This is a genomic window from Pseudomonas alcaligenes (assembly GCF_014490745.1).
GTDB classification, from domain to species: domain Bacteria; phylum Pseudomonadota; class Gammaproteobacteria; order Pseudomonadales; family Pseudomonadaceae; genus Aquipseudomonas; species Aquipseudomonas alcaligenes_C.
This window is the reverse complement of record NZ_LZEU01000001.1, coordinates 2,679,755-2,704,447: the sequence shown is the minus strand read 5'-3', so window position 1 is coordinate 2,704,447 and position 24,693 is coordinate 2,679,755. Positions and strand designations below refer to the sequence as shown.

General features: G+C 63.3%; 24 protein-coding genes. 3 read left to right on the top strand and 21 right to left on the bottom strand.

Annotated features, from left to right (window positions below; translation table 11 throughout):
• Positions 1-4: 4 nt before the first annotated feature.
• The 17 genes from nuoH to A9179_RS12235 form a co-directional block, all read right to left on the bottom strand.
• Positions 5-997 carry an NADH-quinone oxidoreductase subunit NuoH gene (gene nuoH, locus A9179_RS12315; RefSeq protein WP_187806117.1) on the bottom strand — a complete coding sequence of 331 codons (993 nt, stop codon included), beginning with the start codon at positions 995-997 and terminating at the stop codon, positions 5-7.
• A complete protein-coding gene (nuoG, locus tag A9179_RS12310; protein WP_187806115.1) occupies positions 994-3,702 on the bottom strand; it encodes an NADH-quinone oxidoreductase subunit NuoG in 2,709 nt (902 codons plus the stop codon). The genes nuoH and nuoG overlap by 4 nt, the downstream gene beginning before the upstream one ends.
• Before the next feature lie 95 nt (positions 3,703-3,797).
• Entirely contained in the window at positions 3,798-5,147 is a 1,350-nt protein-coding gene (nuoF, locus tag A9179_RS12305; RefSeq protein WP_187806113.1) for an NADH-quinone oxidoreductase subunit NuoF, read from the bottom strand.
• Positions 5,144-5,641 (bottom strand): NADH-quinone oxidoreductase subunit NuoE, encoded by a 498-nt coding sequence (gene nuoE, locus A9179_RS12300; RefSeq protein WP_394354762.1) that lies wholly within the window; start codon positions 5,639-5,641, stop codon positions 5,144-5,146. The genes nuoF and nuoE overlap by 4 nt, the downstream gene beginning before the upstream one ends.
• Complete coding sequence (gene nuoC / locus A9179_RS12295; RefSeq protein ID WP_187806111.1) at positions 5,641-7,422, bottom strand: NADH-quinone oxidoreductase subunit C/D; 1,782 nt, start codon at positions 7,420-7,422, stop codon at positions 5,641-5,643. Before nuoC ends, nuoE begins: the two co-directional genes overlap by 1 nt.
• Before the next feature lie 56 nt (positions 7,423-7,478).
• The gene (locus A9179_RS12290) at positions 7,479-8,156 is read right to left on the bottom strand and encodes a NuoB/complex I 20 kDa subunit family protein (RefSeq protein ID WP_187806109.1); all 678 of its coding nucleotides are present in this window, start codon (positions 8,154-8,156) and stop codon (positions 7,479-7,481) included.
• A 10-nt stretch (positions 8,157-8,166) separates the two neighbouring features.
• Complete coding sequence (locus A9179_RS12285) at positions 8,167-8,580, bottom strand: NADH-quinone oxidoreductase subunit A (RefSeq protein ID WP_187806107.1); 414 nt, start codon at positions 8,578-8,580, stop codon at positions 8,167-8,169.
• Positions 8,573-8,740 (bottom strand): hypothetical protein, encoded by a 168-nt coding sequence (locus A9179_RS12280; protein ID WP_187806106.1) that lies wholly within the window; start codon positions 8,738-8,740, stop codon positions 8,573-8,575. The genes A9179_RS12285 and A9179_RS12280 overlap by 8 nt, the downstream gene beginning before the upstream one ends.
• Positions 8,741-9,102: 362 nt before the next feature.
• The gene (locus tag A9179_RS12275) at positions 9,103-10,698 is read right to left on the bottom strand and encodes an isocitrate lyase (protein WP_187806104.1); all 1,596 of its coding nucleotides are present in this window, start codon (positions 10,696-10,698) and stop codon (positions 9,103-9,105) included.
• Positions 10,699-11,176: 478 nt separating this feature from the next.
• Positions 11,177-11,986, bottom strand: coding sequence for a secretin N-terminal domain-containing protein (locus A9179_RS12270; protein ID WP_187806102.1), 810 nt, complete (start codon positions 11,984-11,986; stop codon positions 11,177-11,179).
• Positions 11,983-12,612, bottom strand: a complete 630-nt coding sequence (locus A9179_RS12265) for a DUF7931 domain-containing protein (protein ID WP_187806101.1) — start codon at positions 12,610-12,612, stop codon at positions 11,983-11,985. Before A9179_RS12265 ends, A9179_RS12270 begins: the two co-directional genes overlap by 4 nt.
• An 8-nt stretch (positions 12,613-12,620) precedes the next feature.
• Positions 12,621-13,046 (bottom strand): GNAT family N-acetyltransferase, encoded by a 426-nt coding sequence (locus A9179_RS12260; protein WP_187806099.1) that lies wholly within the window; start codon positions 13,044-13,046, stop codon positions 12,621-12,623.
• Complete coding sequence (locus A9179_RS12255; RefSeq protein WP_187806094.1) at positions 13,039-14,205, bottom strand: ribosomal protein uL16 3-hydroxylase; 1,167 nt, start codon at positions 14,203-14,205, stop codon at positions 13,039-13,041. The genes A9179_RS12260 and A9179_RS12255 overlap by 8 nt, the downstream gene beginning before the upstream one ends.
• A 60-nt stretch (positions 14,206-14,265) precedes the next feature.
• Positions 14,266-15,636, bottom strand: coding sequence for an adenylosuccinate lyase (purB, locus tag A9179_RS12250; RefSeq protein WP_187806092.1), 1,371 nt, complete (start codon positions 15,634-15,636; stop codon positions 14,266-14,268).
• Between the two features lie 120 nt (positions 15,637-15,756).
• On the bottom strand, positions 15,757-16,377 hold the full coding sequence (hflD, locus tag A9179_RS12245) for a high frequency lysogenization protein HflD (protein ID WP_187806085.1): 621 nt from the start codon (positions 16,375-16,377) through the stop codon (positions 15,757-15,759).
• A complete protein-coding gene (mnmA, locus tag A9179_RS12240) occupies positions 16,374-17,504 on the bottom strand; it encodes a tRNA 2-thiouridine(34) synthase MnmA (protein WP_187806079.1) in 1,131 nt (376 codons plus the stop codon). The genes hflD and mnmA overlap by 4 nt, the downstream gene beginning before the upstream one ends.
• An 81-nt stretch (positions 17,505-17,585) precedes the next feature.
• Positions 17,586-18,032 carry an NUDIX hydrolase gene (locus A9179_RS12235; protein ID WP_187806077.1) on the bottom strand — a complete coding sequence of 149 codons (447 nt, stop codon included), beginning with the start codon at positions 18,030-18,032 and terminating at the stop codon, positions 17,586-17,588.
• A gap of 324 nt (positions 18,033-18,356) precedes the next feature.
• Between A9179_RS12235 and icd the strand changes: the two genes are divergently transcribed.
• The gene (gene icd, locus A9179_RS12230) at positions 18,357-19,613 is read left to right on the top strand and encodes an NADP-dependent isocitrate dehydrogenase (protein WP_187806075.1); all 1,257 of its coding nucleotides are present in this window, start codon (positions 18,357-18,359) and stop codon (positions 19,611-19,613) included.
• Between the two features lie 61 nt (positions 19,614-19,674).
• Here icd and cspD read toward each other — a convergent pair whose 3' ends face one another.
• The gene (gene cspD / locus A9179_RS12225) at positions 19,675-19,938 is read right to left on the bottom strand and encodes a cold shock domain-containing protein CspD (RefSeq protein WP_187806073.1); all 264 of its coding nucleotides are present in this window, start codon (positions 19,936-19,938) and stop codon (positions 19,675-19,677) included.
• A gap of 231 nt (positions 19,939-20,169) precedes the next feature.
• On the opposite strand from cspD, the gene clpS reads away from it, so the two are divergent.
• Positions 20,170-20,532: an ATP-dependent Clp protease adapter ClpS gene (gene clpS, locus A9179_RS12220; protein ID WP_187806071.1), complete on the top strand. Its 363-nt coding sequence runs from the start codon at positions 20,170-20,172 to the stop codon at positions 20,530-20,532.
• Between the two features lie 29 nt (positions 20,533-20,561).
• On the top strand, positions 20,562-22,832 hold the full coding sequence (gene clpA, locus A9179_RS12215; protein WP_187806070.1) for an ATP-dependent Clp protease ATP-binding subunit ClpA: 2,271 nt from the start codon (positions 20,562-20,564) through the stop codon (positions 22,830-22,832).
• Between the two features lie 59 nt (positions 22,833-22,891).
• Here clpA and infA read toward each other — a convergent pair whose 3' ends face one another.
• The 3 genes from infA to aat form a co-directional block, all read right to left on the bottom strand.
• Positions 22,892-23,110 carry a translation initiation factor IF-1 gene (infA, locus tag A9179_RS12210; protein WP_002553999.1) on the bottom strand — a complete coding sequence of 73 codons (219 nt, stop codon included), beginning with the start codon at positions 23,108-23,110 and terminating at the stop codon, positions 22,892-22,894.
• Positions 23,111-23,209: 99 nt separating this feature from the next.
• Positions 23,210-23,917: an arginyltransferase gene (locus tag A9179_RS12205; RefSeq protein ID WP_187806068.1), complete on the bottom strand. Its 708-nt coding sequence runs from the start codon at positions 23,915-23,917 to the stop codon at positions 23,210-23,212.
• A gap of 54 nt (positions 23,918-23,971) precedes the next feature.
• The gene (gene aat / locus A9179_RS12200; RefSeq protein ID WP_187806066.1) at positions 23,972-24,652 is read right to left on the bottom strand and encodes a leucyl/phenylalanyl-tRNA--protein transferase; all 681 of its coding nucleotides are present in this window, start codon (positions 24,650-24,652) and stop codon (positions 23,972-23,974) included.
• Positions 24,653-24,693 lie beyond the last annotated feature (41 nt).

Below are 24,693 nucleotides of genomic sequence, written 5' to 3'. Positions count from 1 at the left end.
CTCCTTACTGGGCCGAGGCCAGCACAAGTGCGCCGGTCACCAGCAGGTTGATCAGGGTCAGCGGCAAGCAGAACTTCCAGCTGAAGGCCATGACCTGGTCATACCGCGGGCGCGGAATCGAGGCGCGCAGCAGGATGAAGATCATGATGAAGAAGCAGGTCTTGAGGGCGAACCAGATGAACGGGATCTGCGGCAGGATGCCGAACGGCCCGTGCCAGCCGCCGAAGAACAGGGTCACCAGCAGCGCCGAGATGGTCACGATGCCGATGTACTCGCCGACGAAGAACATGCCCCATTTCATCCCGGCATATTCGATGTGGTAACCGTCGGCCAGCTCCTGCTCCGCTTCCGGCTGGTCGAACGGGTGACGGTGAGTCACGGCGACGCCGGCGATGAAGAAGGTACAGAAGCCGAAGAACTGCGGAATGATGAACCACAGGTGTTCGGCCTGGTAGTCGACGATATCGCGCATGTTGAACGAGCCGACCTGGGCGACGATGCCCATCAGTGCCAGGGCCAGGAACACCTCGTAGGAGATGGTTTGGGCCGAGGCACGCAGGCTGCCGAGCAGGGCGAACTTGTTGTTGCTCGACCAGCCGGCGAACAGCACGGCATATACCGACAGACCGGCCATGGCGAAGAAGAACAGGATACCGATGTTCAGATCCGCCACACCCCATTCCGGGGTGATCGGGATGATCGCGAAGGCCATCAGCATGGCGGCGAAGGCAATCATCGGCGCCAGCATGAAGATGAACTTGTCGGCGAATGGCGGCGTCCAGTCTTCCTTGAAGAACATCTTCAGCATGTCCGCAGCAATCTGGAACATGCCGAACGGGCCGACGCGGTTCGGACCGTAGCGATCCTGCCACCAGCCCAGCAGACGGCGTTCGACGAAGCTCAGCAGCGCGCCGCAGACCACAACCACCAGCAGGATGACGATGGCCTTGAGGACGGCGACTATGACGTCGATCAGTTCGGGCGTCAGCCAGCTCATTGCGCGGCCTCCTGGATGGCAGTGACCACGGCGCCGGCAAGCAGCGCCGGAATGCCCGGCAGGCCAACCGGCAGGCCGACCAGGCCGATGGCCAGGTCTTCGTTGACCTGCAGCGGCAGGCGCAGGGCCTGGCCGTTGACGGTCAGGGCGAGCAGGGCGCCATCATTCACGCCGAGGCGGTCGGCTTCGGCCTTGGCCAGGGCCACGTAAGGCTGCGGAATGCGCTCTTGCACCGGGGCGGCACGGGAGGAGTTTTCCTCGCTGCCGAACAGGTGATGCAGCGGCACGGCCTGCAGAGTGCCCTGGGCCGGGTTGAACGCGGCGTTCACGGCGAACCACGGCAGGCTGGCACCCTTGGCTTCGATCAGGCGTACGCCCGGATCGCCGGCACGCAGATGGCCGCCGACTTCGTCCTGGAACTTGTTCCAGGCTTGCGGCGAGTTCCAGCCCGGCGACCAGGCGAACGGAATCTGCTGACGGTCTTCCTTGCTGCCGGCGTAGCCTTCCATGGAGAAGGCGAAGGCCGAGTCCTTGTCTTGCGGCTGACGTGGCTCGTGCACGCTGATGTTGGCGCGCATGGCGGTTCGGCCGCTGTAGCGGTGCGGCTCGCGGGCCAGCTTGAGGCCCTTGATGCGGAACGACGCGCTCGGTGCGGCACCGACGATGCCGGCCAGCACGCTGCTGCTGGCGGCGCAGGCGGCGGTGACCTGATCCAGCTGGGTCCAGTCCACGGCCTTGCCCTGCAGGGTGCTGTGCAGCGCGTGCAGCCAGCGCCAGCCCTCGCGCACCAGGATATTGCTGTCGTAGTAGCTCGGCTCGAACACCTGGAAGAAGCGCTGGGCGCGGCCTTCCAGGCTGACCAGGGTGCCGTCGCCTTCGGCGAAGCTGGCCGCCGGCAGCACCAGGTGGGCCTTGGCGGTGGTGGCGGTCTGCTGGTGGTCGGCAACGATCACCACCTTGGCGGCGGCCAGGGCGGCATCGACCTTGGTTGCGTCGGCGCGGCGGTACAGGTCGTTCTCCAGGATCACCACGGCGTCGGCCTGGCCGGCGTTCAGGGCGTCCAGCGCGGCGTCCAGCGACTCGCCGCCGAACAGGGCCAGGCCCATGCTGTTGGCTTCCGGTACCACCAGGTTGATCGAGGCGTTCTTCTCACGGTTCTTCAGCGCGCTGGCGATGTTGCCGGCGGCTTCGATGACGCTCTGCTCGCCCAGCGAAGCGCCGGAGACAATCAGCGGACGCTTGGCGTTGACCAGGGCGTCGGCGATCAGCTGCACCAGTTCTGCAGCTTCAGCGTCCAGACCGGTCACGGCCGGGGCGCTCGGGTCGATGGCGTGGGCCACGGCGAAACCGATGCGGGCCAGGTCGGCCGGGGCGGCATGCACGCAGGCTTCGGCCACGTCATCCAGGCGGGTCGGGGTGACGCTGGCGATGAACAGCGGGTTCAGTGCGTCCTGGGCGACGTTCTGCACGGCGGCCATGTGCCAGTCCTGAATCTTCATCGAGGCGGCGATTTCGGTGGCCTTGCCCTTGACCGACTGGCGCAGGGCCAGGGCCAGGCGGGCGGCGGTCTGGGTCAGGTCTTCACCGAGAACGAACACCGCGTCGTGGCTTTCCACGTCGCGCAGGTTGGCCACCGGCAGCGGGCCGTTCTGCAGGATGTTGCGGATCAGGCGCAGGTTGGCCAGCTCGCTGGCGGCGATGCCGCTGTAGTAGTTTGCCTCGCCGACCAGCTCGCGCAGGGCGAAGTTGCCTTCCAGGCTGGCGCGCGGCGAGCCGATGCCGATCACGCGCTTGCCCTTGAGCAGCTCGGCGGCCTTGTCCAGGGCGCCGTCCAGGCTCAGCTTCTCGCTACCGAACAGCGGCTGGCGCGGGCGGTCTTCGCGGTTGGTGTAGCCGTAGCCGAAACGGCCGCGGTCGCACAGGAAGTACTGGTTCACCGAGCCGTTGAAGCGGTTCTCGATGCGGCGGATCTCGCCGTAGCGCTCGCCGGGGCTGATGTTGCAGCCGCTGGAGCAGCCATGGCAGATGCTCGGGGCGAACTGCATGTCCCACTTGCGGTTGTAGCGCTCGGAGTGGGTCTTGTCGGTGAACACGCCGGTCGGGCACACCTCGACCAGGTTGCCGGAGAACTCGCTTTCCAGCACACCGTCTTCGACACGGCCGAAGTACACGTTGTCGTGCGCGCCGTATACGCCCAGGTCGGTGCCGCCGGCGTAGTCCTTGTAGTAGCGCACGCAGCGGTAGCAGGCGATGCAGCGGTTCATCTCGTGGGAGATGAACGGGCCGAGCTGCTGGTTCTGGTGGGTACGCTTGGTGAAGCGATAACGGCGCTCGTTGTGGCCGGTCATCACCGTCATGTCTTGCAGGTGGCAGTGACCGCCTTCCTCGCACACCGGGCAGTCGTGCGGGTGGTTGGTCATCAGCCATTCGACGACGCTGGCGCGGAACGCCTTGGACTCTTCATCGTCGATGCTGATCCAGGTGTTGTCGCTGGCCGGGGTCATGCATGACATGACGATGCGGCCGCGCTTGTCGTTTTCGTCGCTGTACTGCTTCACCGCGCACTGGCGGCAGGCACCGACGCTACCGAGCGCCGGGTGCCAGCAGAAGTAGGGGATGTCGAGACCGAGGGACAGACAGGCCTGCAGCAGGTTGTCCGCACCGTCGACTTCGAAATCTTTGCCGTCTACGTGGATAGTGGCCATGGTTCAGGTTTCTTCTTTACCCGCCGAAGCGGGCTTGGCTAATGGAATCACGGTGTGTCACGGGGCCAGGTGAATGGCCTCCGTCACGCAAAACTTCACGCCGGGGCGAATTGCCCCGTTGCTGCCGGCGCACTGTTGCTGGCCACGCCAGCATCGAACTCCGGACGGAAATACTTGATCGCGCTACCCAATGGCTCGACGGCGCCCGGGGCGTGGGCACAGAAGGTCTTGCCGGGGCCGAGGAAGTTGACCAGGCCGAGCAGGGTATCGATGTCCTGCTGGGTGCCTTGGCCGCGCTCCAGGGCGCGGAGGATCTTCACGCTCCACGGCAGGCCGTCGCGGCATGGGGTGCACCAGCCGCACGACTCGCGGGCGAAGAACTCTTCCATGTTGCGCAGCAGCGAAACCATGTTGACGCTGTCGTCCACGGCCAGGGCCAGGCCGGTACCCATACGGGTGCCGACCTTGGCGATGCCGGCAGCGTACATCGAGGCATCCAGGTGCTCGGGCAGCAGGAAGCCGGTACCGGCGCCACCTGGCTGCCAGCATTTCAGGGTGTAGCCGTCGCGCATGCCGCCGGCGTAGTCCTCGAACAGCTCGCGGGCCGAGATACCGAACGGCAGTTCCCACAGGCCGGGGTTCTTCACCTTGCCGGAGAAGCCCATCAGCTTGGTGCCCATGTCTTCGCTGCCCGGACGGGCCAGGGTCTTGTACCAGTCGACGCCGTTGGCGACGATCGCCGGCACGTTGCACAGGGTCTCGACGTTGTTCACGCAGGTCGGCTTGCCCCATACACCGACGGCGGCGGGGAAGGGCGGCTTGGAGCGCGGGTTGGCGCGGCGGCCTTCGAGGGAGTTGATCAGTGCTGTTTCTTCACCGCAGATGTAACGCCCGGCGCCGGTGTGGACGAACAGCTCGAAGTCGAAGCCGCTGCCGAGGATGTTCTTGCCCAGCAGGCCGGCGGCCTTGGCTTCCTCGATGGCGCGATTCAGGTTGGCTGCTGCATCGACGTACTCGCCGCGCAGGAAGATGTAGCCGCGGTAGGCCTTGAGCGCGCGTGCGGAGATCAGCATGCCTTCCACCAGCAGGTGTGGCAGCTGCTCCATAAGCATGCGGTCTTTCCAGGTGTTCGGTTCCATTTCATCCGCGTTGCACAGCAGGTAGCGGATGTTCATGGATTCGTCGTTGGGCATCAGGCCCCACTTCACGCCGGTGGGGAAGCCCGCACCGCCGCGGCCCTTGAGGCCGGAATCCTTGACCGTCTGCACGATGTCGGCCTGGGCCATTTCGGCGAGGGCCTTGCGTGCGGCGGCGTAGCCGTTCTTTTGCTGGTACTCGTCGAGCCATACCGGCTGGGCGTCGTCGCGCAGGCGCCAGGTCAGCGGATGGGTCTCTTCGCTGCGGGCGATGCGGTTGGCCGGGCCGATGGAAGTCAGCGTCTTCATGCGTAGGACTCCAGCAGCTGGGCGATGCCATTGGCATCGAGGTTGCCGTAGGTGTCGTCGTCGATCATCACCGCCGGGGCCTTGTCGCAGTTACCCAGGCAGCACACCGGCAGCAGGGTGAAGCGACCGTCGCTGGTGGTCTGGCCGGGGACGATGCCGAGCTTGTCCTTGAGGCTGCCGAGCAGATCCTCGTGGCCGCCGACGAAGCAGGTCATGCTGTCGCACACGCGGATGATGTGGCGGCCCACCGGCTGGCGAAAAATCTGACTATAGAAGGTGGCCACGCCTTCGACGTCGCTGGCCGGGATGCCGAGGATCGCGCCGATGGCATCGGCGGCGCCGTCGGGTACCCAGCCGCGCTCTTTCTGCACGATCTTCAGGGCTTCGATGGACGCCGCGCGCGGGTCTTCGTAGTGGTGCATCTCGTGCTCGATGGCCGAGCGTTCGGCTTCGCTGAGAGTGAAGCGGTCAGTTTGAATAAGCGTGCTCATAATCAGCGATCCACGTCGGCCATAACGAAGTCGATACTGCCCAGGTACGCGATCAGATCCGCCACCATGCTGCCGCGGATCACCGAAGGGATCTGCTGCAGGTGCGGGAAGCTGGGCGTGCGAATCCGGGTGCGGTAGCTCATGGTGCTGCCGTCGCTCGTCAGGTAATAGCTGTTGATGCCCTTGGTCGCCTCGATCATCTGCAGGCTCTCGTTGGCCGGCATGACCGGGCCCCACGAGACTTGCAGGAAGTGGGTGATCAGGGTCTCGATGTGCTGCAGGGTGCGCTCTTTCGGTGGCGGCGTGGTCAGCGGGTGATCCGCCTTGTACGGGCCTTCCGGCATGTTGCGCAGGCACTGGTCGATGATGCGGATGCTCTGGCGCATTTCTTCCACGCGTACCAGGCAGCGGTCGTAGGCGTCACCGTTGTGCGCCAGCGGTACTTCGAATTCGAAGTTCTGGTAGCCGGAGTACGGGCGCGCCTTGCGCAGGTCGAAGTCCAGACCGGTGGAGCGCAGGCCGGCACCGGTGACGCCCCATTCCAGGGCTTCCTTGGTGTTGTACTGGGCCACGCCCTTGGTACGACCGATCAGGATGCTGTTCTTCAGGGCGGCCTTCTCGTACTCGTCGAGGCGCTTGGGCAGCCAGTCGACGAATTCCTTGACCAGGCCGTCCCAGCCGCGCGGCAGGTCGTGGGCGACGCCACCAATGCGGTACCAGGCCGGGTGCAGGCGGAAACCGGTGATGGCTTCGATCACCTTGTAGGCGCGCTGGCGGTCGGTGAAGGTGAAGAACACCGGGGTCATCGCACCGACGTCCTGGATATAGGTACCGAGGAACAGCAGGTGGCTGGTGATGCGGAAGAACTCGGCGAGCATCACGCGGATGAAATCGACGCGATCCGGCACCTTGATCCCGGCCAGTTTTTCCACGGCCAGCACGTAGGGCAGGTTGTTCATCACCCCGCCGAGGTAGTCGATACGGTCGGTGTAGGGGATGAAGCTGTGCCAGCTCTGGCGCTCGGCCATCTTCTCGGCACCCCGGTGGTGGTAGCCGATGTCCGGTACGCAGTCGACGATCTCTTCACCGTCCAGCTGCAGGACGATACGGAACGCACCGTGGGCGGAAGGGTGGTTGGGGCCGAGGTTGAGGAACATGTAGTCCTCGTTCTCGCCGTGGCGCTTCATGCCCCAGTCTTCCGGCTTGAAGCGGGCGGATTCTTCCTCGAACTGCTGCTTGGCCAGGGTCAGGCTGAACGGATCGAATTCGGTGGCGCGCGCTGGGTAGTCCTTGCGCAGCGGGTGACCTTCCCAGGTCGGCGGCATCATGATGCGGGTCAGGTGCGGGTGGCCCTGGAAGGTGATGCCGTAGAGATCCCAGACTTCGCGCTCGTACCAGTTGGCGTTGGGCCAGATACCGGTGACGGTGGGAACGTTGAGATCACCTTCCTTGAGGGCGACCTTGATCATGATGTCGCTGTTACGTTCGACCGACATCAGGTGGTAGAACACCGTGAAGTCGGCGCTCGGCAGGCCGCGGCGCTGGGTGCGCAGGCGCTCGTCGACGCCATGCAGGTCGTACAGCATGACGTAGGGGCGCGGCAGGTTGCGCAGGAAGGTCAGAACATTGATCAGGCGGTCGCGGGAAACCCACAGCACCGGCATGCCGGTACGGGTGCTCTGGACGGTGAAGGTCTCGGCACCAAAGCGGGAATTCAGCTCGATGACCACATCCTGGTCATCGGCCTTGTACGGTGGAACGGACAGAATGCTGTCTGCAGTCATGGTCTCGGTCGCTATCGGCGGTGTACGGCGTCAGTGAGCAGGCTCGGCGAGCCGGCTCACACTTCGTCGGGGCTACGCAGGTTGGTTACAGCGATACGCTGCTCGCGGCGCTGTTCTTTCTGCGACGGCATGTCGGCACGGTAGATGCCTTGATCGCCGACGACCCAGGACAACGGGCGGCGCTCCTGGCCGATGGATTCCTGCAGCAGCATCAGGCCTTGCAGGAATGCCTCCGGACGGGGCGGGCAACCCGGGATGTACACGTCGACCGGGAGGAACTTGTCGACCCCCTGGACTACAGAATAGATGTCGTACATGCCGCCGGAGTTGGCGCACGAACCCATGGAGATCACCCACTTGGGCTCCAGCATCTGTTCATAGAGGCGCTGGATGATCGGCGCCATCTTGATGAAGCAGGTGCCGGCGATGACCATGAAGTCGGCCTGACGCGGAGACGCACGAATGACTTCCGCACCGAAGCGCGCGATATCGTGCGGTGCGGTGAAGGCGGTGGTCATTTCCACGTAGCAGCAGGACAGGCCGAAGTTGTACGGCCACAGGGAGTTCTTGCGACCCCAGTTCACCGCACCGTTGAGAACATCTTCGAGTTTGCCCATGAAGATGTTCTTGTGTACCTGATCTTCTAGCAGCGGGTCGGAGACAGTCTCCCGCTCGCCGATCGGATACTGCTCGTTAGGCGCATCCGGATCGATCCGAGTAAGTTTGTATTGCATCGCCAAAGCCTCATTGTTTTAGCTTCGCCTGCCGATTACGACGACCTTCGGGAGCCCAGTCGAGCGCACCGATACGCCAAAGATAGACAAGACCAGCCAACAGAATTGCTATGAAAACTGTAGCTTCGATCAGACCTGCCCAGCCGCTTTCGCGAACCGAGACTGACCAAGCGAAGAGAAAGAGGGCTTCAACGTCGAAGATCACGAAGAGCATCGCGACCAGATAGAACTTTGCCGAGAGGCGCAGGCGGGCACTGCCGACTGGCAGCATGCCGGATTCGAAGGGTTCGTTCTTGCTGCGCCCCCATGCCTTGCTACCGAGCAGGCTGGACAGGCCGAGCATGAAAGCGATGAGTCCGAGGACTCCGAGCAGGAATACAGCAAAAGCCCAGTTATGGGACATGGTCGTTACCGCATCAGGCATGCCGATACTCCTTGGGAAAGGGGACGGCTTCTTTTAATAATCGCAGCAGCTCGGGAAAGCTGCTCCGCAGAGTAGTGGCGGCAATTTTATGCCCGCATAGCACGCTAAGTAAATTTTTATGAATAAAAAAATGAACGCGGCGCGCGTCGAAACTACTCATCAATACACCTCTAGCCAGCGTCAGGTGAGGGCTGTAGAGCGTTTAATGCTTTGGTCGCATGGTGCAATTGCCGTGATTTTGCTGCGTCATGACGCCTTTTCGAAAGACGCCTGTCTTTAATTGTTTACAGCGAGTCAGGTATTGGTGCGCTGATGGAACACGCCGTTTGCAAGGAGTGTAGCGCTGCGCAGGCAGATTTCCGGGCAATCGCGTGCGGATGCTCTGGGATGCGCTCTGTGTTGCGCATTTGGCGCTGTGAGGCGGGGCAGGGATGGAAAAGAAAAACCCCAGCATCGCTGCTGGGGTTCGTCTGGCAACACGCTCGGCTCGGGCTGGGCCCTGGCTGAGCGAACCGGTTCCTATTAGTGGAACTGGTTCATGGTGTTGTCTTTACCGCTTGCCTTCAGAGCAGCTTCGCCAGCGAAGTACTCTTTGTGGTTGTCGCCGATGTCGGAGCCAGCCATGTTCTGGTGCTTGACGCAGGCGATACCCTGACGCAGTTCCTGACGCTGAACGCCTTTCACGTAGGCCAGCATGCCCTGGTCGGCGAAGTAGCCTTTGGCCAGGTTGTCGGTCGACAGAGCGGCGGTGTGGTAGGTCGGCAGGGTGATCAGGTGGTGGAAGATGCCAGCCTGAGCCGAACCGTCGCGCTGGAAGGTACGGATCTTCTCGTCGGCAACCTGAGCCAGTTCGGTTTCGTCGTACTCGACGCTCATCAGCTTGGCGCGGTCGTAGGCGGAAACGTCTTTGCCTTCGGCTACGAAAGCGTCGAACACTTGCTGACGGAAGTTCAGGGTCCAGTTGAAGGACGGGCTGTTGTTGTAAACCAGCTTGGCGTTCGGGATGACTTCGCGGATGCGGTCAACCATGCCCTTGATCTGGCCAACGTGCGGCTTCTCGGTTTCGATCCACAGCATGTCGGCGCCGTTCTGCAGGCTGGTGATGCAGTCCAGTACGCAGCGGTCTTCGCCGGTGCCAGCGCGGAACTGGAACAGGTTGGACGGCAGGCGCTTCGGACGCAGCAGTTTGCCGCCGCGGTTGATCACGACGTCGCCGTTGCCCAGGTCGGAGGCAGCAACTTCTTCGCAGTCCAGGAAGGAGTTGTACAGGTCGCCCAGATCGCCTTCTTTGGCGGTAACGGCGATTTGCTTGGTCAGGCCGGCACCCAGGGAGTCGGTGCGAGCAACGATCACGCCGTTGTCGATGCCCAGCTCGAGGAATGCGTAGCGAACGGCGTTGATCTTGGCCAGGAAGTCAGCGTGCGGAACGGTCACTTTACCGTCTTGGTGGCCGCACTGCTTCTCGTCGGAAACCTGGTTTTCGATCTGGATGCAGCAAGCGCCTGCTTCGATCATGCGCTTGGCCAGCAGGTAGGTGGCTTCCGGGTTACCGAAGCCAGCGTCGATGTCGGCGATGATCGGTACGATGTGAGTTTCGTAGTTGTCGACCTGAGCCTGCAGTTCGGCTTCTTTGGCCTTGTCGCCGGCGGCGCGAGCGGCGTCAATGGCGGTGAACAGCAGATCCAGTTCGCGGCTGTCGGCCTGGCGCAGGAAGGTGTACAGCTCTTCGATCAGGCCGGAAACGGCGGTTTTTTCGTGCATCGACTGGTCCGGCAGCGGGCCGAAGTCGGAGCGCAGAGCAGCAACCATCCAGCCGGACAGGTACAGGTAGCGCTTGTTGGTGGTCTTCAGGTGCTTCTTGATCGAGATCAGCTTCTGCTGACCGATGAAGCCGTGCCAGCAGCCCAGGGATTGGGTGTAGACGGACGAGTCGGCGTCGTACTCGGCCATGTCTTTGCGCATGATGTCAGCGGTGTACTGGGCGATTTCCAGACCGGTCTTGAAGCGGTTCTGAGCGCGCATGCGAGCGACGGACTCGGGGTTGATCGCGCTCCAGCTGCTGCCTGCGGCTTCTTTCAGAGCGGCAACGGCTTTGATGTCGTTTTGATAAGCTGACATGGTCAATCCTTCAAAGTATGAGTTTGGTTGAGCACCGACTTCCCACCCAAAACCAACGTGCAAAAAGCTTGCAGTGTTGCGGGCGACACATGGCAGAACGTCGAAATAGTGACGGGACGAGAGTGGAGCAGAGGGGAGGAGAGGACGAAACAAGCAATCCGGAGAGCAGAAGTGCGGCTTGCCGGCTCGTGGATGCCGTTGGGCGATGCAGTCTCTGGTCTGGCGGTCTTGCTGATAACGCTTAGGCTTCCCCGTCCCTCAGGACAACTTTCGTTCCAGTCGCAACCTCGTCGAAACGCCTTGTGGGCTGTTAAAACACGGATCGTTCCGAATGGTGGTACGGAGCCGATCTGGAGACCCTTCAGCAGAGTCCCTGGCTAGCGGGAGCGGCGCCATGATGCGCCTCGAAGGAGGGTTCGTCAACGATTTTGTAGTGGTGTGCGCATGCCACTACATAATCCGACAAGAGGCGTGCAGCTCAGTCCAGGGCTTCGACCTTGATGCGCATGTGCATGTCGTTGCGCCCTTGGGTGGTGCGGCGACGCAGGAAGTCGCGGTCATCGCCCTGGCTCTGTTCGCTGACCCCGCCGAGCGGGATCCATTCACCGAGGCGGCCGCTGACGCGGGTGTCGGTGCTTTGCACGTCGATCACTTCGGGGCGCGACTGGTTGACCCGGTCATTGTTGCTGCTGATGCTGACGTGGACGATGTCGCCGGTAAGGCTGGCGGTGACGTAGAAGCCCTGGGTGACGTTGCGGTACTGGGTTTCCTGGTAGGGCAGGCCGTAGGGGCCGACGCCGGTGTTGGTCAGCGGCACGCTCTGGCCGACCTGGATCAGCGCCGGATAGCCTTCGGTAGCCTGGATCTGCTGGGTGCCACCGCTGCGGCTGTCGGTGGAGCGGCGGATGATGCGCACCTGGTCGCGACCCTGGATTTCACCGCGTCCGGCAATCACCTCGACATCGCCCGCGCTGGCGCTGCCGTTGACCGAGTAGCCATTGCTGTCCTGATAGCCGTTTTCGCTGGTATCGACGCTGATCAGCAGGCGCCGCGGGACGGTATCCAGCTGCTTCAGCAGGCCGCGGATTTCCTCGATCTTCTCCGGCTCGGCATTGATCACCAACTGGTTGCCGTAGGCGCTGGCCTTGCCCTGGCCGTCGAGGACGGATTGCACCACGGGCAGCACTTCGTCGGCAGTGCGATAACCCAGGGGAATCAGCTCGGTGGCAGCCTGCAAGGGCAGGCTCAGGGCCAGCAGCAGGGTGGCCAGGCAGGTGCGCAGGGTCATAGCAGGAAGCTCCGCAGATCGGGGTCGAGAAGGCTGTTGTCCCAGGCCTGGTCGAACTGCGCCTGGCGCAGGCGGACGCGGCCGGGGTCGTTGTACAGAGCGTAGCCGGCATGCTGATCGGGTTGCGGGCGCAGCAGCAGGCCGTGGCCGTCGGCCAGCAGGTAGGCGACTTCCTCGCTGGGCAGATCCGGATTGATGCGGCGGATCTGCAGGTTGCTGGTCAGGCGGCGTGCCAGGTTGAGCAGGCGATGGCCCTGCTTGACCGGGCGGCTGACATCGCGCAGGAGGATGCGCAGGCGGTTGCGCGGGTTGGCCAGGAGCAGGCGGGTGCAGGCCTCCTGCGCGCTGCTGTGGTTGTACAGCCAGGGTTCCAGATCGGTGCTGTACAGGCACAGGCTGTGCCGGGCCTGCTGCAGCAGTGCCAAGGCGTGGGCCTGGGCCTGTTCGGGCAGCTCGAAGCGCTCGAGTGGCGAGTGGCTGGCCAGCTGGAAGGGGGCGGGCTCACGCGGCGCGAATTCGTTCGGCGGCAGGGCAGGATTGTGCACGGCAAAGCGCCCCGGTGAATGGAAATCGATGGCCGGTAATTCGGTTTCGTTTTCGTCCAGCGGGGCGCTTTCGTCGTTCATGCTGCTCTCTAGCTGCTGTGGCGAACCATCAGTACGTGGGGGATGCCTGCTTCCAGGTATTCGCCGCCCTCGATGTGGAAGCCCAGGCGCTCGTAGAAGGCGCTGGCATGCACCTGGGCGCTGAGCTTCTGCACCTTCTGCCCGCGCTGCTCGGCGGCGGCGATGGCGGCGTGCATCAGTGCATCGCCAACCTTGAGGCCGCGCCAGTCCTTGAGCACCGAGACGCGGCCGATCTGGCCGTCGGCCAGCAGGCGCGCGGTGCCGATCGGGTAGTCGCCTTCGCAGGCGAGGAAGTGCACGGCCTCGATATCCTCGTCATCCCATTCGAGTTCGGCGGGCACCGCCTGTTCGGCGATGAACACCGCTTCGCGGATGCGTCGCAGGTCGGCATTGTCCTTCTGCCAGTGGGCCAGGCGGACGTGAATCTCACTCATCAGCAAACTCCAGACTTCCTTGCTTGACCAGTTCACAGAGCAGCTTACGCCCCTCTTCGTCGGCCAGCCATTGGCCGAGGTTTTCCGCGTGCAGTGCCTCGGCAGCGCAGACCAGCTTCAACAGTTCCTTCAGATGACCTGGCAGCAGGCGGCTCTGGCCGCTGGCGAACAGCACCAGGCCGAGGTCGATCTCGCTCCAGGCCAGGCGCGAGCTGGGGTTGCGTACCAGTACGGCGCCGTCGTCGAGGGCGCTCTGGAACTCTTCCTCGCTGATGTCGCTGCCGGCAACCAGTTCCGGGTAGCGCGGCTCGGTCATGAACTGGCCGAACCAGGTTAGCAGCAGGCGCTCGTCGCCCATGTGCTCGGCCAGCAGGGCCTTGAGGCGGTCGAGGGCGTCGCGCTGGATCTGGTGCGGGTCGTCGCTGGGCTGCATGCCGGCGTCGCTGTAGCGCTCCTCGTCCGGCAGGAACTGGGCGAGGAAGTCGGTGAAGTGGGTCAGCACTTCGGCGGCGCTGGGCGCGCGGAAGCCCACCGAGTAGGTCATGCAGTCATCCTCGGCGGTGCCGAAGTGGGCCAGGCGCGGCGGCAGGTAGAGCATGTCGCCGGGCTCCAGCACCCATTCCTCGGTCTGCTCGAAGTCGGCGAGGATGCGCAGGTCGGCATGGCTCAGCAGGGCGCTGTCGCTGTCGCACATCTGGCCGATGCGCCAGCGGCGCTGGCCGTGGGCCTGGAGCAGAAACACGTCGTAGTTGTCGTAGTGCGGGCCGACGCCGCCGCCGGGCGCGGCGAAGCTGATCATCACGTCGTCGATGCGCCAGTTGGGCAGGAAGTTGAATTCCTTGAGCAGTTCGGCGACTTCCGGCACGAACTGGTCGACGGCCTGCACCAGCAGGGTCCAGTCGCGCTCCGGCAGGTCGCTGAAGCTGTCTTCGGCGAACGGGCCGCGGCGCAGCTCCCAAGGGTGGGCGCCGTGCTCGATGACCAGGCGCGACTCGACTTCTTCTTCCAGGGCCAGGCCGGCCAGCTCGTCCGGGCTGATCGGGCTTTCGAAGTCGGGGATGGCCTGGCGGATCAGCAGGGGCTTCTTCTGCCAGTAGTCGCGCAGAAATTCACGGGCTGAAATGCCGCCAAGGAGTTGCAGGGGTGCGTCAGTAGTCATGTGCGAGCCTTTGAAATAAAAACGCCCGGCACAGCCGGGCGTGCAATTGGAAGGCGCCGGTTAGACGCGCTTGGCCTGGGCGGCGGCATTGCCGATGTAGTTGGCCGGAGTCAGCTGCTTGAGCTCTGCCTTGGCGGCGGCTGGCATGTCCAAGCCGTCGATGAAGGTCAGCAGGGCTTCCGGGCTGATGCCTTTGCCGCGGGTCAGCTCCTTGAGCTTCTCGTAGGGGTTCTCGATGGCGTAGCGGCGCATCACGGTCTGGATCGGCTCGGCGAGGACTTCCCAGCAGGCGTCCAGGTCGGCGGCGATACGTTGCTCGTTCAGCTCCAGCTTGCCGATGCCCTTGAGGCTGGCTTCGTAGGCGATGACGCTGTGGGCGAAGCCGACACCGAGGTTGCGCAGCACGGTGGAGTCGGTCAGGTCACGCTGCCAGCGGGAGATCGGCAGCTTGCTGGCCAGGTGCTGGAACAGCGCGTTGGCGATGCCTAGGTTGCCTTCGGAGTTCTCGAAGTCGATCGGGTTGACCTTGTGCGGCATGGTCGAGGAGCCGATTTCGCCGGCCACGGTCTTCTGCTTAAAGTAGCCGAGGGAGATGTAGCCCCAGACGTCGCGGTCGAAGTCGATGAGGATGGTGTTGAAGCGGGCGATGGCGTCGAACAGTTCGGCGATGTAGTCGTGCGGCTCGATCTGGGTGGTGTAGGGGTTGAACTGCAGCCCCAGGTCGCCTTCGATGAACTGCTTGGCGTTGGCTTCCCAGTCGATCTGCGGGTAGGCCGACAGGTGGGCGTTGTAGTTGCCCACGGCGCCGTTGATCTTGCCCAGCAGCGGCACGGCGGCCACTTGCGCGATCTGGCGCTCCAGGCGGTAGACCACGTTGGCCAGTTCCTTGCCCAGGGTGGTCGGCGAAGCCGGCTGGCCGTGGGTGCGCGACAGCATCGGCACGTCGGCGAACTTGACGGCCAGCTCGCGGGTGGCGGCGGCGATCTGCTTCATCAGCGGCAGCAGCACACCGTCGCGGCCTTCGCGCAGCATCAGGGCGTGGGACAGGTTGTTGATGTCCTCGCTGGTGCAGGCGAAGTGGATGAATTCGCTGACTGCAGCCAGTTCCGGCAGCTTGGCGGCCTGCTCCTTGAGCAGGTACTCCACGGCCTTGACGTCGTGGTTGGTGGTGCGCTCGATCTCTTTCACACGCTCGGCGTGCTCGACGGCGAAGTTCTCGGCCAGCTCGTTGAGCAGGGCGTTGGCTGCGGCGGAGAAGGGTGCGACTTCGGCGACGCCTTCGTGGGCGGCCAGGCGCTGCAGCCAGCGCACTTCGACCATGACGCGGAAACGGATCAGACCGTATTCGCTGAAGATCGGGCGCAGGGCGCTGGTTTTGCCGGCGTAGCGGCCATCGACAGGGGAAACCGCGGTGAGCGAGGAGAGCTGCATGGGAGGCGTTCTCGGGCTATCGGTCAACGAAAAGGGCGCACATCATACACGAATTCGCCGGCTCCGCCGCGCCTCGGCGACAGGCGCTCGAGGCAGTGCAGTGATGGTGTGCTGTGGGATTCAGGGGCGGAGCAGGGGGTAGAGCTCTTTGAGCAACTTGCCGCGGCTGAACACCAGCTGCCAGCGGTGCCCGCCGAGCTGGCGCCACAGGCGCGCCGAGCGGATGCCGGTGAGAAGCAGGGCGCGCACTTTGGAGGCGACGGCGGCCTGCTGCAGGAAGCGCATGTCGCCCTGCACCTGGATGCGCTGGCGGAAGGTGCTGATGGTGTCCTGGTACAGCGAGCCGCAGGCGGCCACCACGTTGTCGTGGGTCAGGCCGAAGTGGCCGACCTGCAGCTGGATCTGATCCAGGCGGTTGCCGATCACCTGCAGCAGGTCGTCGCGCTTGGCCAACTGGCGCTCCAGGCCGAGCAGCAGCAGGGCGTAGCGCAGCGGGTCACGTTGCAGGCTCGCCGGGTTGCGCTCGAGGGCGCTGGCCAGGGCCTTGTAGCCTTCGCGCAGATTGAGGTCGTCACCGCCGTAGACTTCCAGGGTGCTCTGCGGGTCGCGTACCAGCAGGCTGCCGAGCAGGCAGGCGGTGTCGGCTTCGCTGACCTGGCCGGTGCGGGCCAGTTTGTCGACCAGGCTGGCGGTCTGGAATACCGCGGCCAGAGCAATCAGTTGTTCGCGGGTGCTGCTCATGCCAGGCCAGCCCCATCGAACCAGGGTTCGGCGCTTTCGATCACGCCGCCGCCGAGGCAGATTTCACCGTCGTAGAACACCACGGACTGGCCGGGGGTGACGGCGCGTTGCGGCTCGGCAAACACGGCGCGATAGCCGCTGGCGGTTTTTTCCAGGGTGCAGGCCTGATCGCCCTGACGGTAGCGCACCTTGGCGCTGAGCTGGCGCGGGGTGCTCAGGTCGACGGGGTTGACCCAGTAGATTTCCGAGGCGAGCAGGGCGCGGCTGAACAGCCAGGGGTGTTCGTTGCCCTGGCCGACCAGCAGCACGTTGCGGCTCAAGTCCTTGGCCAGTACGTACCAGGGTTCGTCGCTGGCGTCCTTGAGGCCGCCGATACCCAGGCCCTGGCGCTGGCCGATGGTGTGATACATCAGGCCGTGGTGGCGGCCGATCACCTCGCCCTCGGTGGTTTCGATATTGCCGGGCTGGGCGGGCAGGTACTGCTTGAGGAAGTCGCTGAAGCGGCGCTCGCCGATAAAGCAGATGCCAGTCGAGTCCTTCTTCTTGGCGGTGGCCAGGCCGTGCTTCTCGGCGATGGCGCGCACCTGCGGCTTCTCCAGTTCGCCGACCGGGAACAGGGTGCGGCCGATCTGCTCGCCGCCGACGGCGTGCAGGAAGTAGCTCTGATCCTTGTTCGGGTCGAGACCCTTGAGCAGTTCGCTGCGGCCGTCGACATCGCGGCGGCGCACGTAGTGGCCGGTGGCGATCAGGTCGGCGCCCAGGCTCAGGGCGTAGTCGAGGAAGGCTTTGAACTTGATCTCGCGGTTGCACAGGATGTCCGGGTTCGGCGTGCGCCCGGCCTTGTACTCGGCGAGGAAGTGCTCGAACACGTTGTCCCAGTATTCCGCGGCGAAGTTGGCGGTGTGCAGTTTGATGCCGATGCGGTCGCAGACTGCCTGGGCATCGGCCAGGTCGGTCATGGCGGTGCAGTATTCGGTGCCGTCGTCCTCTTCCCAGTTCTTCATGAACAGGCCTTCCACCTGGTAACCCTGCTCGAGGAGCAGAACGGCGGAAACGGAGGAGTCCACGCCGCCGGACATGCCGACGATCACGCGTCCTTTGGGCGGAACAACTGGGGCTTCAGGCATAGGAATCAGTGGGGTGACTGCAATAAAACGCGAATTCTATCAGGCACCGGGCGCTGGCGGCGAATCAGCGCGGAGCGTGGATCAGGCCGGATTGCGGATCAGGCTCAGGGGGAAGCGCTCGCCGGCCAGGTAGTCGTCGATGCAGCGCAGCACCAGTTCGCTGCGCCAGCGCTCGGGCTGGCTGGCCAGTTCGGCGCGAGTCAGCCAGCGCGGGCCGATGATGCCGTCGTCCAGCGGGCTGTCCGGCAGGTGGCGCAGCGGCTTGGCGGCAAAGCACACGCGCTGGTAGGTCACGCCGTTGCTGGGGGCGGTATAGAGGTAGATGCCGGTCACGGCGGTCAGCTCGACCTCCCAGCTGGTTTCCTCGAGGGTTTCGCGCAGGGCGGCGTCGATCAGACTTTCGTCGGCTTCCAGGTGGCCGGCAGGCTGGTTAAATACTGCCTGGCCGCCGGCCAGCTCCTCGACCAGCAGGAAGCGCCCCTGATCTTCGACCACGGTGGCGACGGTGACGTGGGGGGTGAAGCGCATACAAGCCTCCGCAAATTGGCCGGCGGATGTTAGCGGCAGATACCGCTTGCGACCAGATCGAGCGCATTTCGGGGGCAAGCTGCTAGGATAAAGTCGTTCTTCCGGTGGAGTTTTGTAGTGCTCTCTGTAGTTTGACTACAGGAAGCTCTGCGAGGCAGCATTGGCGCTGCTCTCGCCGCCGCATTGCGGTAAGGAAATGTCGAAAAGTGCGTGACTTTCTGTAGAAAAACTACAAGAATGCAGCGCCTTTCCGAGACCAAAAGTTCCTTCCGTCACGCCATCCGCGTGACGGACTGTCAGACCACGAAAACAACGGAGTCCAGCATGGGATACCAGAAGATCCAGGTGCCTGCGAACGGTGACAAAATTACCGTCAACGCCGACATGACCTTGAACGTGCCGAACAACCCGATCATCCCCTTCATCGAGGGTGATGGCATTGGTGTCGATATCAGTCCGGTAATGATCAAAGTCGTGGATGCGGCTGTTGAGAAAGCCTACGGCGGCAAGCGCAAAATTTCGTGGATGGAAGTCTACGCCGGTGAGAAAGCCACCCAGGTCTACGACCAGGACACCTGGCTGCCGAAGGAAACCTTGGAAGCCGTACGTGACTACGTCGTTTCGATCAAAGGCCCGCTGACCACTCCGGTCGGTGGTGGCATCCGTTCGCTGAACGTGGCCCTGCGCCAGGAGCTCGACCTGTACGTCTGCCTGCGCCCGGTGCGCTGGTTCGAAGGCGTGCCGAGCCCGGTGAAGAAGCCGGGTGATGTCGACATGACCATTTTCCGCGAAAACTCCGAAGACATTTATGCCGGTATCGAGTGGAAGGCCGGTTCGCCGGAAGCGACCAAGGTCATCAAGTTCCTGAAGGAAGAAATGGGCGTCACCAAGATCCGTTTCGACCAGGACTGCGGCATCGGCGTCAAGCCGGTCTCCAAAGAGGGCACCAAGCGCCTGGTGCGCAAGGCCCTGCAGTACATCGTTGACAACGACCGCGAGTCGCTGACCATCGTGCACAAAGGCAACATCATGAAGTTCACCGAAGGTGCCTTCAAAGATTGGGGCTATGAAGTTGCGCGTGACGAGTTCGGCGCCGAGCTGCTGGACGGCGGCCCGTGGATGCAGTTCACCAACCCGAAAACCGGCAAGAAGGTCGTGGTCAAGGACGCCATCGCTGACGCCATGCTGCAACAGATCCTGCTGCGTCCGGCCGAGTACGACGTGATTGCCACCCTGAACCTGAACGGTGACTACCTGTCCGACGCCCTGGCGGCCGAAGTGGGTGGTATCGGTATCGCGCCGGGTGCCAACCTGTCCGACACCGTTGCCATGTTCGAAGCGACTCACGGCACTGCGCCGAAGTACGCCGGTCAGGACAAGGTCAACCCGGGTTCGGTCATCCTCTCGGCCGAGATGATGCTGCGTCACATGGGCTGGCTCGAGGCTGCAGACCTGATCATCAAGGGCACCAATGGCGCGATTTCCGCCAAGACCGTGACCTATGACTTCGAGCGTCTGATGGACGGTGCCACTCTGCTGTCCTGCTCCGAGTTCGGCGACGCCACCATCGCCCACATGTAAGTAACCTGCTGTAACGAAAAAGGCCGGTCAGTGACCGGCCTTTTTCATTCTGGGCTCTGAATCAGGCTTCTACCGGAGTGCTTTGCGGCGCGCTGGTGGCTGCCGGGGATTCACTGGTTGCCAGGATCGGGCTGATATTCACGGCGTGCAGACCCTTTGGGCCTTGCAGAATATCGAAGTTGACCGCTTGGCCGGCCTTGAGAGTCTTGTAGCCGTCCATCTGGATAGCCGAGTAGTGGGCGAACAGGTCCTCATCTCGGCCATCGGCAACGATGAACCCGTAGCCCTTGGCGTTGTTGAACCACTTGACCTTACCGCTAAGCATGCTGACATCCCTCTGCAAAGGACTCCATCACTGGAGTATCATCCACTTCAGCTCCGCGCGTGACTTCGACCAGACTGGGCGCGGGCGCGGAACCCCGATACCCGAGACGGGTATTCACTGTTTGTAACACCGTTTTGCCGTTAGTCAAGGTAGTCCGGCGGATGGCTGAGAAGCCTGTCAAACTCCGTCTAGGATCAATGTTCGCCCGGTCACGACACATCTCATTTCAGCATGCATGCAAGCAGTCAGATTCGACTAACATTCAATCAGGATCGCCCCGCTACGCGAGAGGACGATGCCTCCGACCTGGCCGTTCAAGAGGCCAAGCCGTCGTTACAGGCGCCACCGATGTACAAGGTGCTGTTGTTCAACGACGACTACACGCCGATGGACTTCGTCGTTGAGGTGTTGGAGCTGTTCTTCAACCACAATCGCGAGCTGGCGACCAAGATCATGTTGACCGTGCATACCGAGGGCAAGGCGATCTGTGGGGTGTTCACCCGCGATATCGCCGAAACCAAGGCCATGCAGGTCAACCAGTACGCCAGGGAAAGCCAGCATCCGCTACTCTGTGAGATAGAGAAGGACGGTTGATACCGGCCGCTTGGGTAAGAGGTGAAGCTATGTTGAATCGAGAGCTGGAAGTCACCCTCAATCTTGCCTTCAAGGAGGCTCGTGCCAAGCGCCATGAATTCATGACGGTCGAGCACCTGCTCCTTGCCTTGCTGGATAACGAGGCTGCAGCCACCGTTCTGCGCGCCTGTGGCGCCAATCTGGACAAGCTCCGGCATGACCTGCAGGAGTTCATTGATTCCACCACGCCGCTGATTCCGCAGCATGACGAAGACCGTGAAACCCAGCCGACCCTGGGTTTCCAGCGTGTGCTGCAGCGTGCCGTGTTCCACGTGCAGAGCTCCGGCAAGCGCGAAGTGACCGGCGCCAACGTGCTGGTGGCGATCTTCAGCGAGCAGGAAAGCCAGGCCGTGTTCCTGCTCAAGCAGCAGAGCGTGGCGCGCATCGACGTGGTCAATTACATCGCCCATGGCATCTCCAAGGTGCCGGGCCATGCGGATCATGCCGAGCACGAGCAGGAAATGCAGGATGACGAGGGGGGCGAGGCTGCTGCTACCGGCAATCCGCTGGATGCCTACGCCAGCAACCTGAATGAGCTGTCCCGTCAGGGTCGCATCGATCCGCTGGTCGGTCGCGAGAGCGAGGTGGAGCGCGTGGCGCAGATCCTTGCCCGGCGGCGCAAGAACAATCCGCTGCTGGTTGGCGAGGCTGGCGTTGGCAAGACCGCCATTGCCGAAGGTCTGGCCAAGCGCATCGTTGATGGTCAGGTGCCCGATCTGCTGTCCGACAGCGTGGTCTATTCGCTGGATCTTGGTGCGCTGCTGGCGGGTACCAAATACCGTGGTGACTTCGAGAAGCGCTTCAAGGCGCTGCTCAACGAGCTGCGCAAGCGCCCGCACGCGATTCTGTTCATCGACGAGATCCACACCATCATCGGTGCGGGAGCGGCCTCGGGCGGGGTGATGGATGCCTCCAACCTGCTCAAGCCGCTGTTGTCGTCGGGTGAGATCCGTTGCATCGGTTCCACCACCTTCCAGGAGTTCCGCGGCATCTTCGAGAAGGATCGGGCTCTGGCACGGCGCTTCCAGAAGGTCGACGTCAGCGAGCCGTCGGTGGAGGACACCGTCGGCATTCTGCGCGGGCTCAAGGCGCGCTTCGAGCAGCATCACCATATCGAGTACAGCGACGAGGCGCTGCGTGCCGCGGCCGAGCTGGCTGCGCGCTACATCAATGACCGGCATATGCCGGACAAGGCCATCGACGTGATCGACGAGGCGGGCGCCTACCAGCGTCTGCAGCCGGAAGAGCGCCGAGCCAAGCGCATTGAGGTGGCACAGGTCGAGGACATTGTCGCCAAGATCGCGCGGATTCCCCCGAAACACGTCACCAGTTCCGACAAGGAGCTGCTACGCAACCTGGAGCGCGATCTCAAGCTGACTGTGTTCGGTCAGGATGCGGCAATCGATTCGCTGTCCACCGCCATCAAGCTGTCGCGTGCCGGGCTCAAGGCGCCGGACAAGCCGGTGGGTTCCTTCCTGTTCGCCGGCCCGACCGGGGTGGGCAAGACCGAGGCCGCTCGTCAGCTGGCCAAGGCCATGGGGATCGAGCTGGTGCGCTTCGACATGTCCGAGTACATGGAGCGGCATACCGTGTCGCGCCTGATCGGTGCGCCGCCCGGCTATGTCGGTTTCGACCAGGGTGGCCTGCTGACCGAGGCCATCACCAAGCAGCCGCACTGTGTGCTGCTACTCGATGAGATCGAGAAGGCGCATCCGGAGGTCTTCAACCTGCTGCTGCAGGTCATGGATCACGGCACCCTGACCGACAATAACGGGCGCAAGGCGGACTTCCGCAACGTGATCCTGATCATGACCACCAATGCCGGGGCGGAAACCGCGGCGCGGGCGTCGATCGGCTTTACCCATCAGGATCACTCGTCCGATGCCATGGAAGTGATCAAGAAGAGCTTTACGCCGGAGTTCCGCAACCGCCTGGATACCATCATCCAGTTCGGCCGCCTGAGCCACGAAGTGATCAAGAGCATCGTCGACAAGTTCCTCATCGAGCTGCAGGCGCAGCTGGAGGACAAGCACGTGCAGCTGGAGGTAAGCGATACCGCGCGCGGTTGGTTGGCCGAGAAGGGCTACGACGTGGCGATGGGCGCACGGCCGATGGCGCGACTGATCCAGGACAAGATCAAGCGGCCGCTGGCCGAGGAGATCCTGTTCGGCGAGTTGGCCGAGCATGGTGGCGTGGTGCATGTCGACCTGGTCGGCGGCGAGCTGCGCTTCGAGTTCGAAACCACGGCAGAGCCGGCCTGAGTAACAGGCAGGCAAGCAAAAACGCCCGGCGATGCCGGGCGTTTTTGTTTTGACTGGGCTTAGCGGGCGCGGTAGGTGATGCGGCCTTTGCTCAGGTCATAGGGCGTCAGTTCGACGCGAACCTTGTCGCCAGTCAGAATGCGGATGTAGTTCTTGCGCATCTTTCCGGAGATATGCGCGGTAACGACGTGCCCGTTTTCCAACTCCACGCGGAACATGGTGTTGGGCAGGGTGTCGACGACAGTGCCTTCCATTTCGAAGCTGTCTTCTTTCGACATGCAGTAAAGCCCTCGGTATCCAATGAATGGCCCGGCGCAACTGGCCCCAGGCAAAAGCGGCGTGCATTGTGCCCGAAAACGCCAGTTCCCGCCAAGGGTTCAGGTGAGGGCGACCCAGCGTTGGTTGACGAACAGCTCGATGGGGCGGTACTGGGTCTTGTAGCTCATCTTGCGGCAGTTCTTGATCCAGTAGCCGAGATAGACGGCTTGCAGGCCCAGGCGGGCGGCTTCGCCGATTTGCCAGAGGATGGCGAAACGACCCAGGCTGCGGCGTTCTTCGCTGGGGTCATAAAAGGTATAGACCGCCGACAAACCGTTGGGCAGCAGGTCGGTAACCGCCACGGCCAGCAGGCGGCCATCCAGGCGGAACTCGTAGAAGCGGGCAAAGGGCAGGTCGCGAACCAGGAAGGTGCTGAACTGATCGCGGCTCGGCGGGTACATGTCGCCATCGGCGTGGCGCTGCTCGATGTAGCGCACGTACAGGTCGTAGTACTCCTCGTTGAAGGCAGGGCGTACGGCCTTCACCTGGATCTGCGCGTTGCGTTTAAGGATGCGCTTCTGCTGGCGACTGGGGATGAACTGATCGGCGGGGATGCGCGCCGGCACGCAGGCGGTGCAGCGCTGGCAGTGCGGGCGATAGAGATGATCGCCGCTGCGCCGAAAGCCCATTTCCGACAGCTCGGCGTAGACCTGCACATCCATGGGCTGGCTGGGGTCGAGGAACAGCGTGGTGGCCTGTTCCTCGGGCAGATAGCTGCAGGGGTGTGGCTGGGTGGCGTAGAACTTGAGGCGAGCCAGCTCGGTCATGGTCAACCCTCGGGAAAACCCTTGAGTAAGTGTAAGCCAGTGTGCGGGACTCGCCTAGGCAAGCCAGTTGGCATTGCTGGGCTGATCCAGGTGGCGCTGCAGGTAGTTGGCGAACTCTTGGCGGGCAATGGCGCGGGCGCCGAAGCTCTGCAGGTGCTGGGTGTGCATCTGGCAATCGATCAGCGCGAACCCCCAGTCGCGCAGTTTGCCGACCAGGGTGGCGAAGCCGACCTTGGAGGCGTTGTCGCGGCGGCTGAACATGGACTCGCCGAAGAACAGCTGGCCCATGGCCAGGCCGTACAGGCCGCCAACCAGCTGACCGTTTTCCCAGACTTCGACCGAGTGGGCGATGCCCTGGCGGTGCAGTTGCAGGTAGGCGTCCTGCATGGCCTGGGTGATCCAGGTGCCGTCGGCATACTGGCGCGGGGCGGCGCAGGCCTGGATGACGGCGGCGAAGTCGCGGTCGAAGCTGACCTCAAAGCGGTTTTGACGGATCAGCTTGGCCAGGCTGCGCGACAGATGGAATTCGTCCGGGAACAGCACGGTACGTGGGTCGGGCGACCACCAGAGCAGGGGTTGGCCTTCGGCGAACCAGGGGAAGCAGCCATGCCGATAGGCGGCGATCAGGCGCTCGGCGCGCAGGTCGCCACCGGCCGCCAGCAGGCCATTGGGCTCGTGCAGGGCCTTGTTGAGTGGCGGGAATTCCAGCGAGTCGCGCTGTAGCCAGGTCAGCATGTGGGGGAGGGCAGGGCGGATGCAGAGCACCCGCCTGCGGG

Coding starts and splice junctions, on each gene's coding strand:
- clpA (WP_187806070.1), top strand. CDS start 20,562: ATGTTGAATCGAGAGCTGGAAGTCACCCTCAATCTTGCCTTCAAGGAG.
- hflD (WP_187806085.1), bottom strand. CDS start 16,377: ATGAGCAGCACCCGCGAACAACTGATTGCTCTGGCCGCGGTATTCCAG.
- nuoG (WP_187806115.1), bottom strand. CDS start 3,702: ATGGCCACTATCCACGTAGACGGCAAAGATTTCGAAGTCGACGGTGCG.
- nuoC (WP_187806111.1), bottom strand. CDS start 7,422: ATGACTGCAGACAGCATTCTGTCCGTTCCACCGTACAAGGCCGATGAC.
- aat (WP_187806066.1), bottom strand. CDS start 24,652: ATGCTGACCTGGCTACAGCGCGACTCGCTGGAATTCCCGCCACTCAAC.
- A9179_RS12280 (WP_187806106.1), bottom strand. CDS start 8,740: ATGAGTAGTTTCGACGCGCGCCGCGTTCATTTTTTTATTCATAAAAAT.
- nuoF (WP_187806113.1), bottom strand. CDS start 5,147: ATGAAGACGCTGACTTCCATCGGCCCGGCCAACCGCATCGCCCGCAGC.
- A9179_RS12235 (WP_187806077.1), bottom strand. CDS start 18,032: ATGCGCTTCACCCCCCACGTCACCGTCGCCACCGTGGTCGAAGATCAG.
- A9179_RS12265 (WP_187806101.1), bottom strand. CDS start 12,612: ATGAACGACGAAAGCGCCCCGCTGGACGAAAACGAAACCGAATTACCG.
- A9179_RS12285 (WP_187806107.1), bottom strand. CDS start 8,580: ATGCCTGATGCGGTAACGACCATGTCCCATAACTGGGCTTTTGCTGTA.
- A9179_RS12205 (WP_187806068.1), bottom strand. CDS start 23,917: ATGACCGAGCTGGCTCGCCTCAAGTTCTACGCCACCCAGCCACACCCC.
- A9179_RS12270 (WP_187806102.1), bottom strand. CDS start 11,986: ATGACCCTGCGCACCTGCCTGGCCACCCTGCTGCTGGCCCTGAGCCTG.
- infA (WP_002553999.1), bottom strand. CDS start 23,110: ATGTCGAAAGAAGACAGCTTCGAAATGGAAGGCACTGTCGTCGACACC.
- A9179_RS12290 (WP_187806109.1), bottom strand. CDS start 8,156: ATGCAATACAAACTTACTCGGATCGATCCGGATGCGCCTAACGAGCAG.
- clpS (WP_187806071.1), top strand. CDS start 20,170: ATGCATGCAAGCAGTCAGATTCGACTAACATTCAATCAGGATCGCCCC.
- purB (WP_187806092.1), bottom strand. CDS start 15,636: ATGCAGCTCTCCTCGCTCACCGCGGTTTCCCCTGTCGATGGCCGCTAC.
- nuoH (WP_187806117.1), bottom strand. CDS start 997: ATGAGCTGGCTGACGCCCGAACTGATCGACGTCATAGTCGCCGTCCTC.
- cspD (WP_187806073.1), bottom strand. CDS start 19,938: ATGCTTAGCGGTAAGGTCAAGTGGTTCAACAACGCCAAGGGCTACGGG.
- icd (WP_187806075.1), top strand. CDS start 18,357: ATGGGATACCAGAAGATCCAGGTGCCTGCGAACGGTGACAAAATTACC.
- A9179_RS12275 (WP_187806104.1), bottom strand. CDS start 10,698: ATGTCAGCTTATCAAAACGACATCAAAGCCGTTGCCGCTCTGAAAGAA.
- A9179_RS12260 (WP_187806099.1), bottom strand. CDS start 13,046: ATGAGTGAGATTCACGTCCGCCTGGCCCACTGGCAGAAGGACAATGCC.
- A9179_RS12255 (WP_187806094.1), bottom strand. CDS start 14,205: ATGACTACTGACGCACCCCTGCAACTCCTTGGCGGCATTTCAGCCCGT.
- mnmA (WP_187806079.1), bottom strand. CDS start 17,504: ATGCCTGAAGCCCCAGTTGTTCCGCCCAAAGGACGCGTGATCGTCGGC.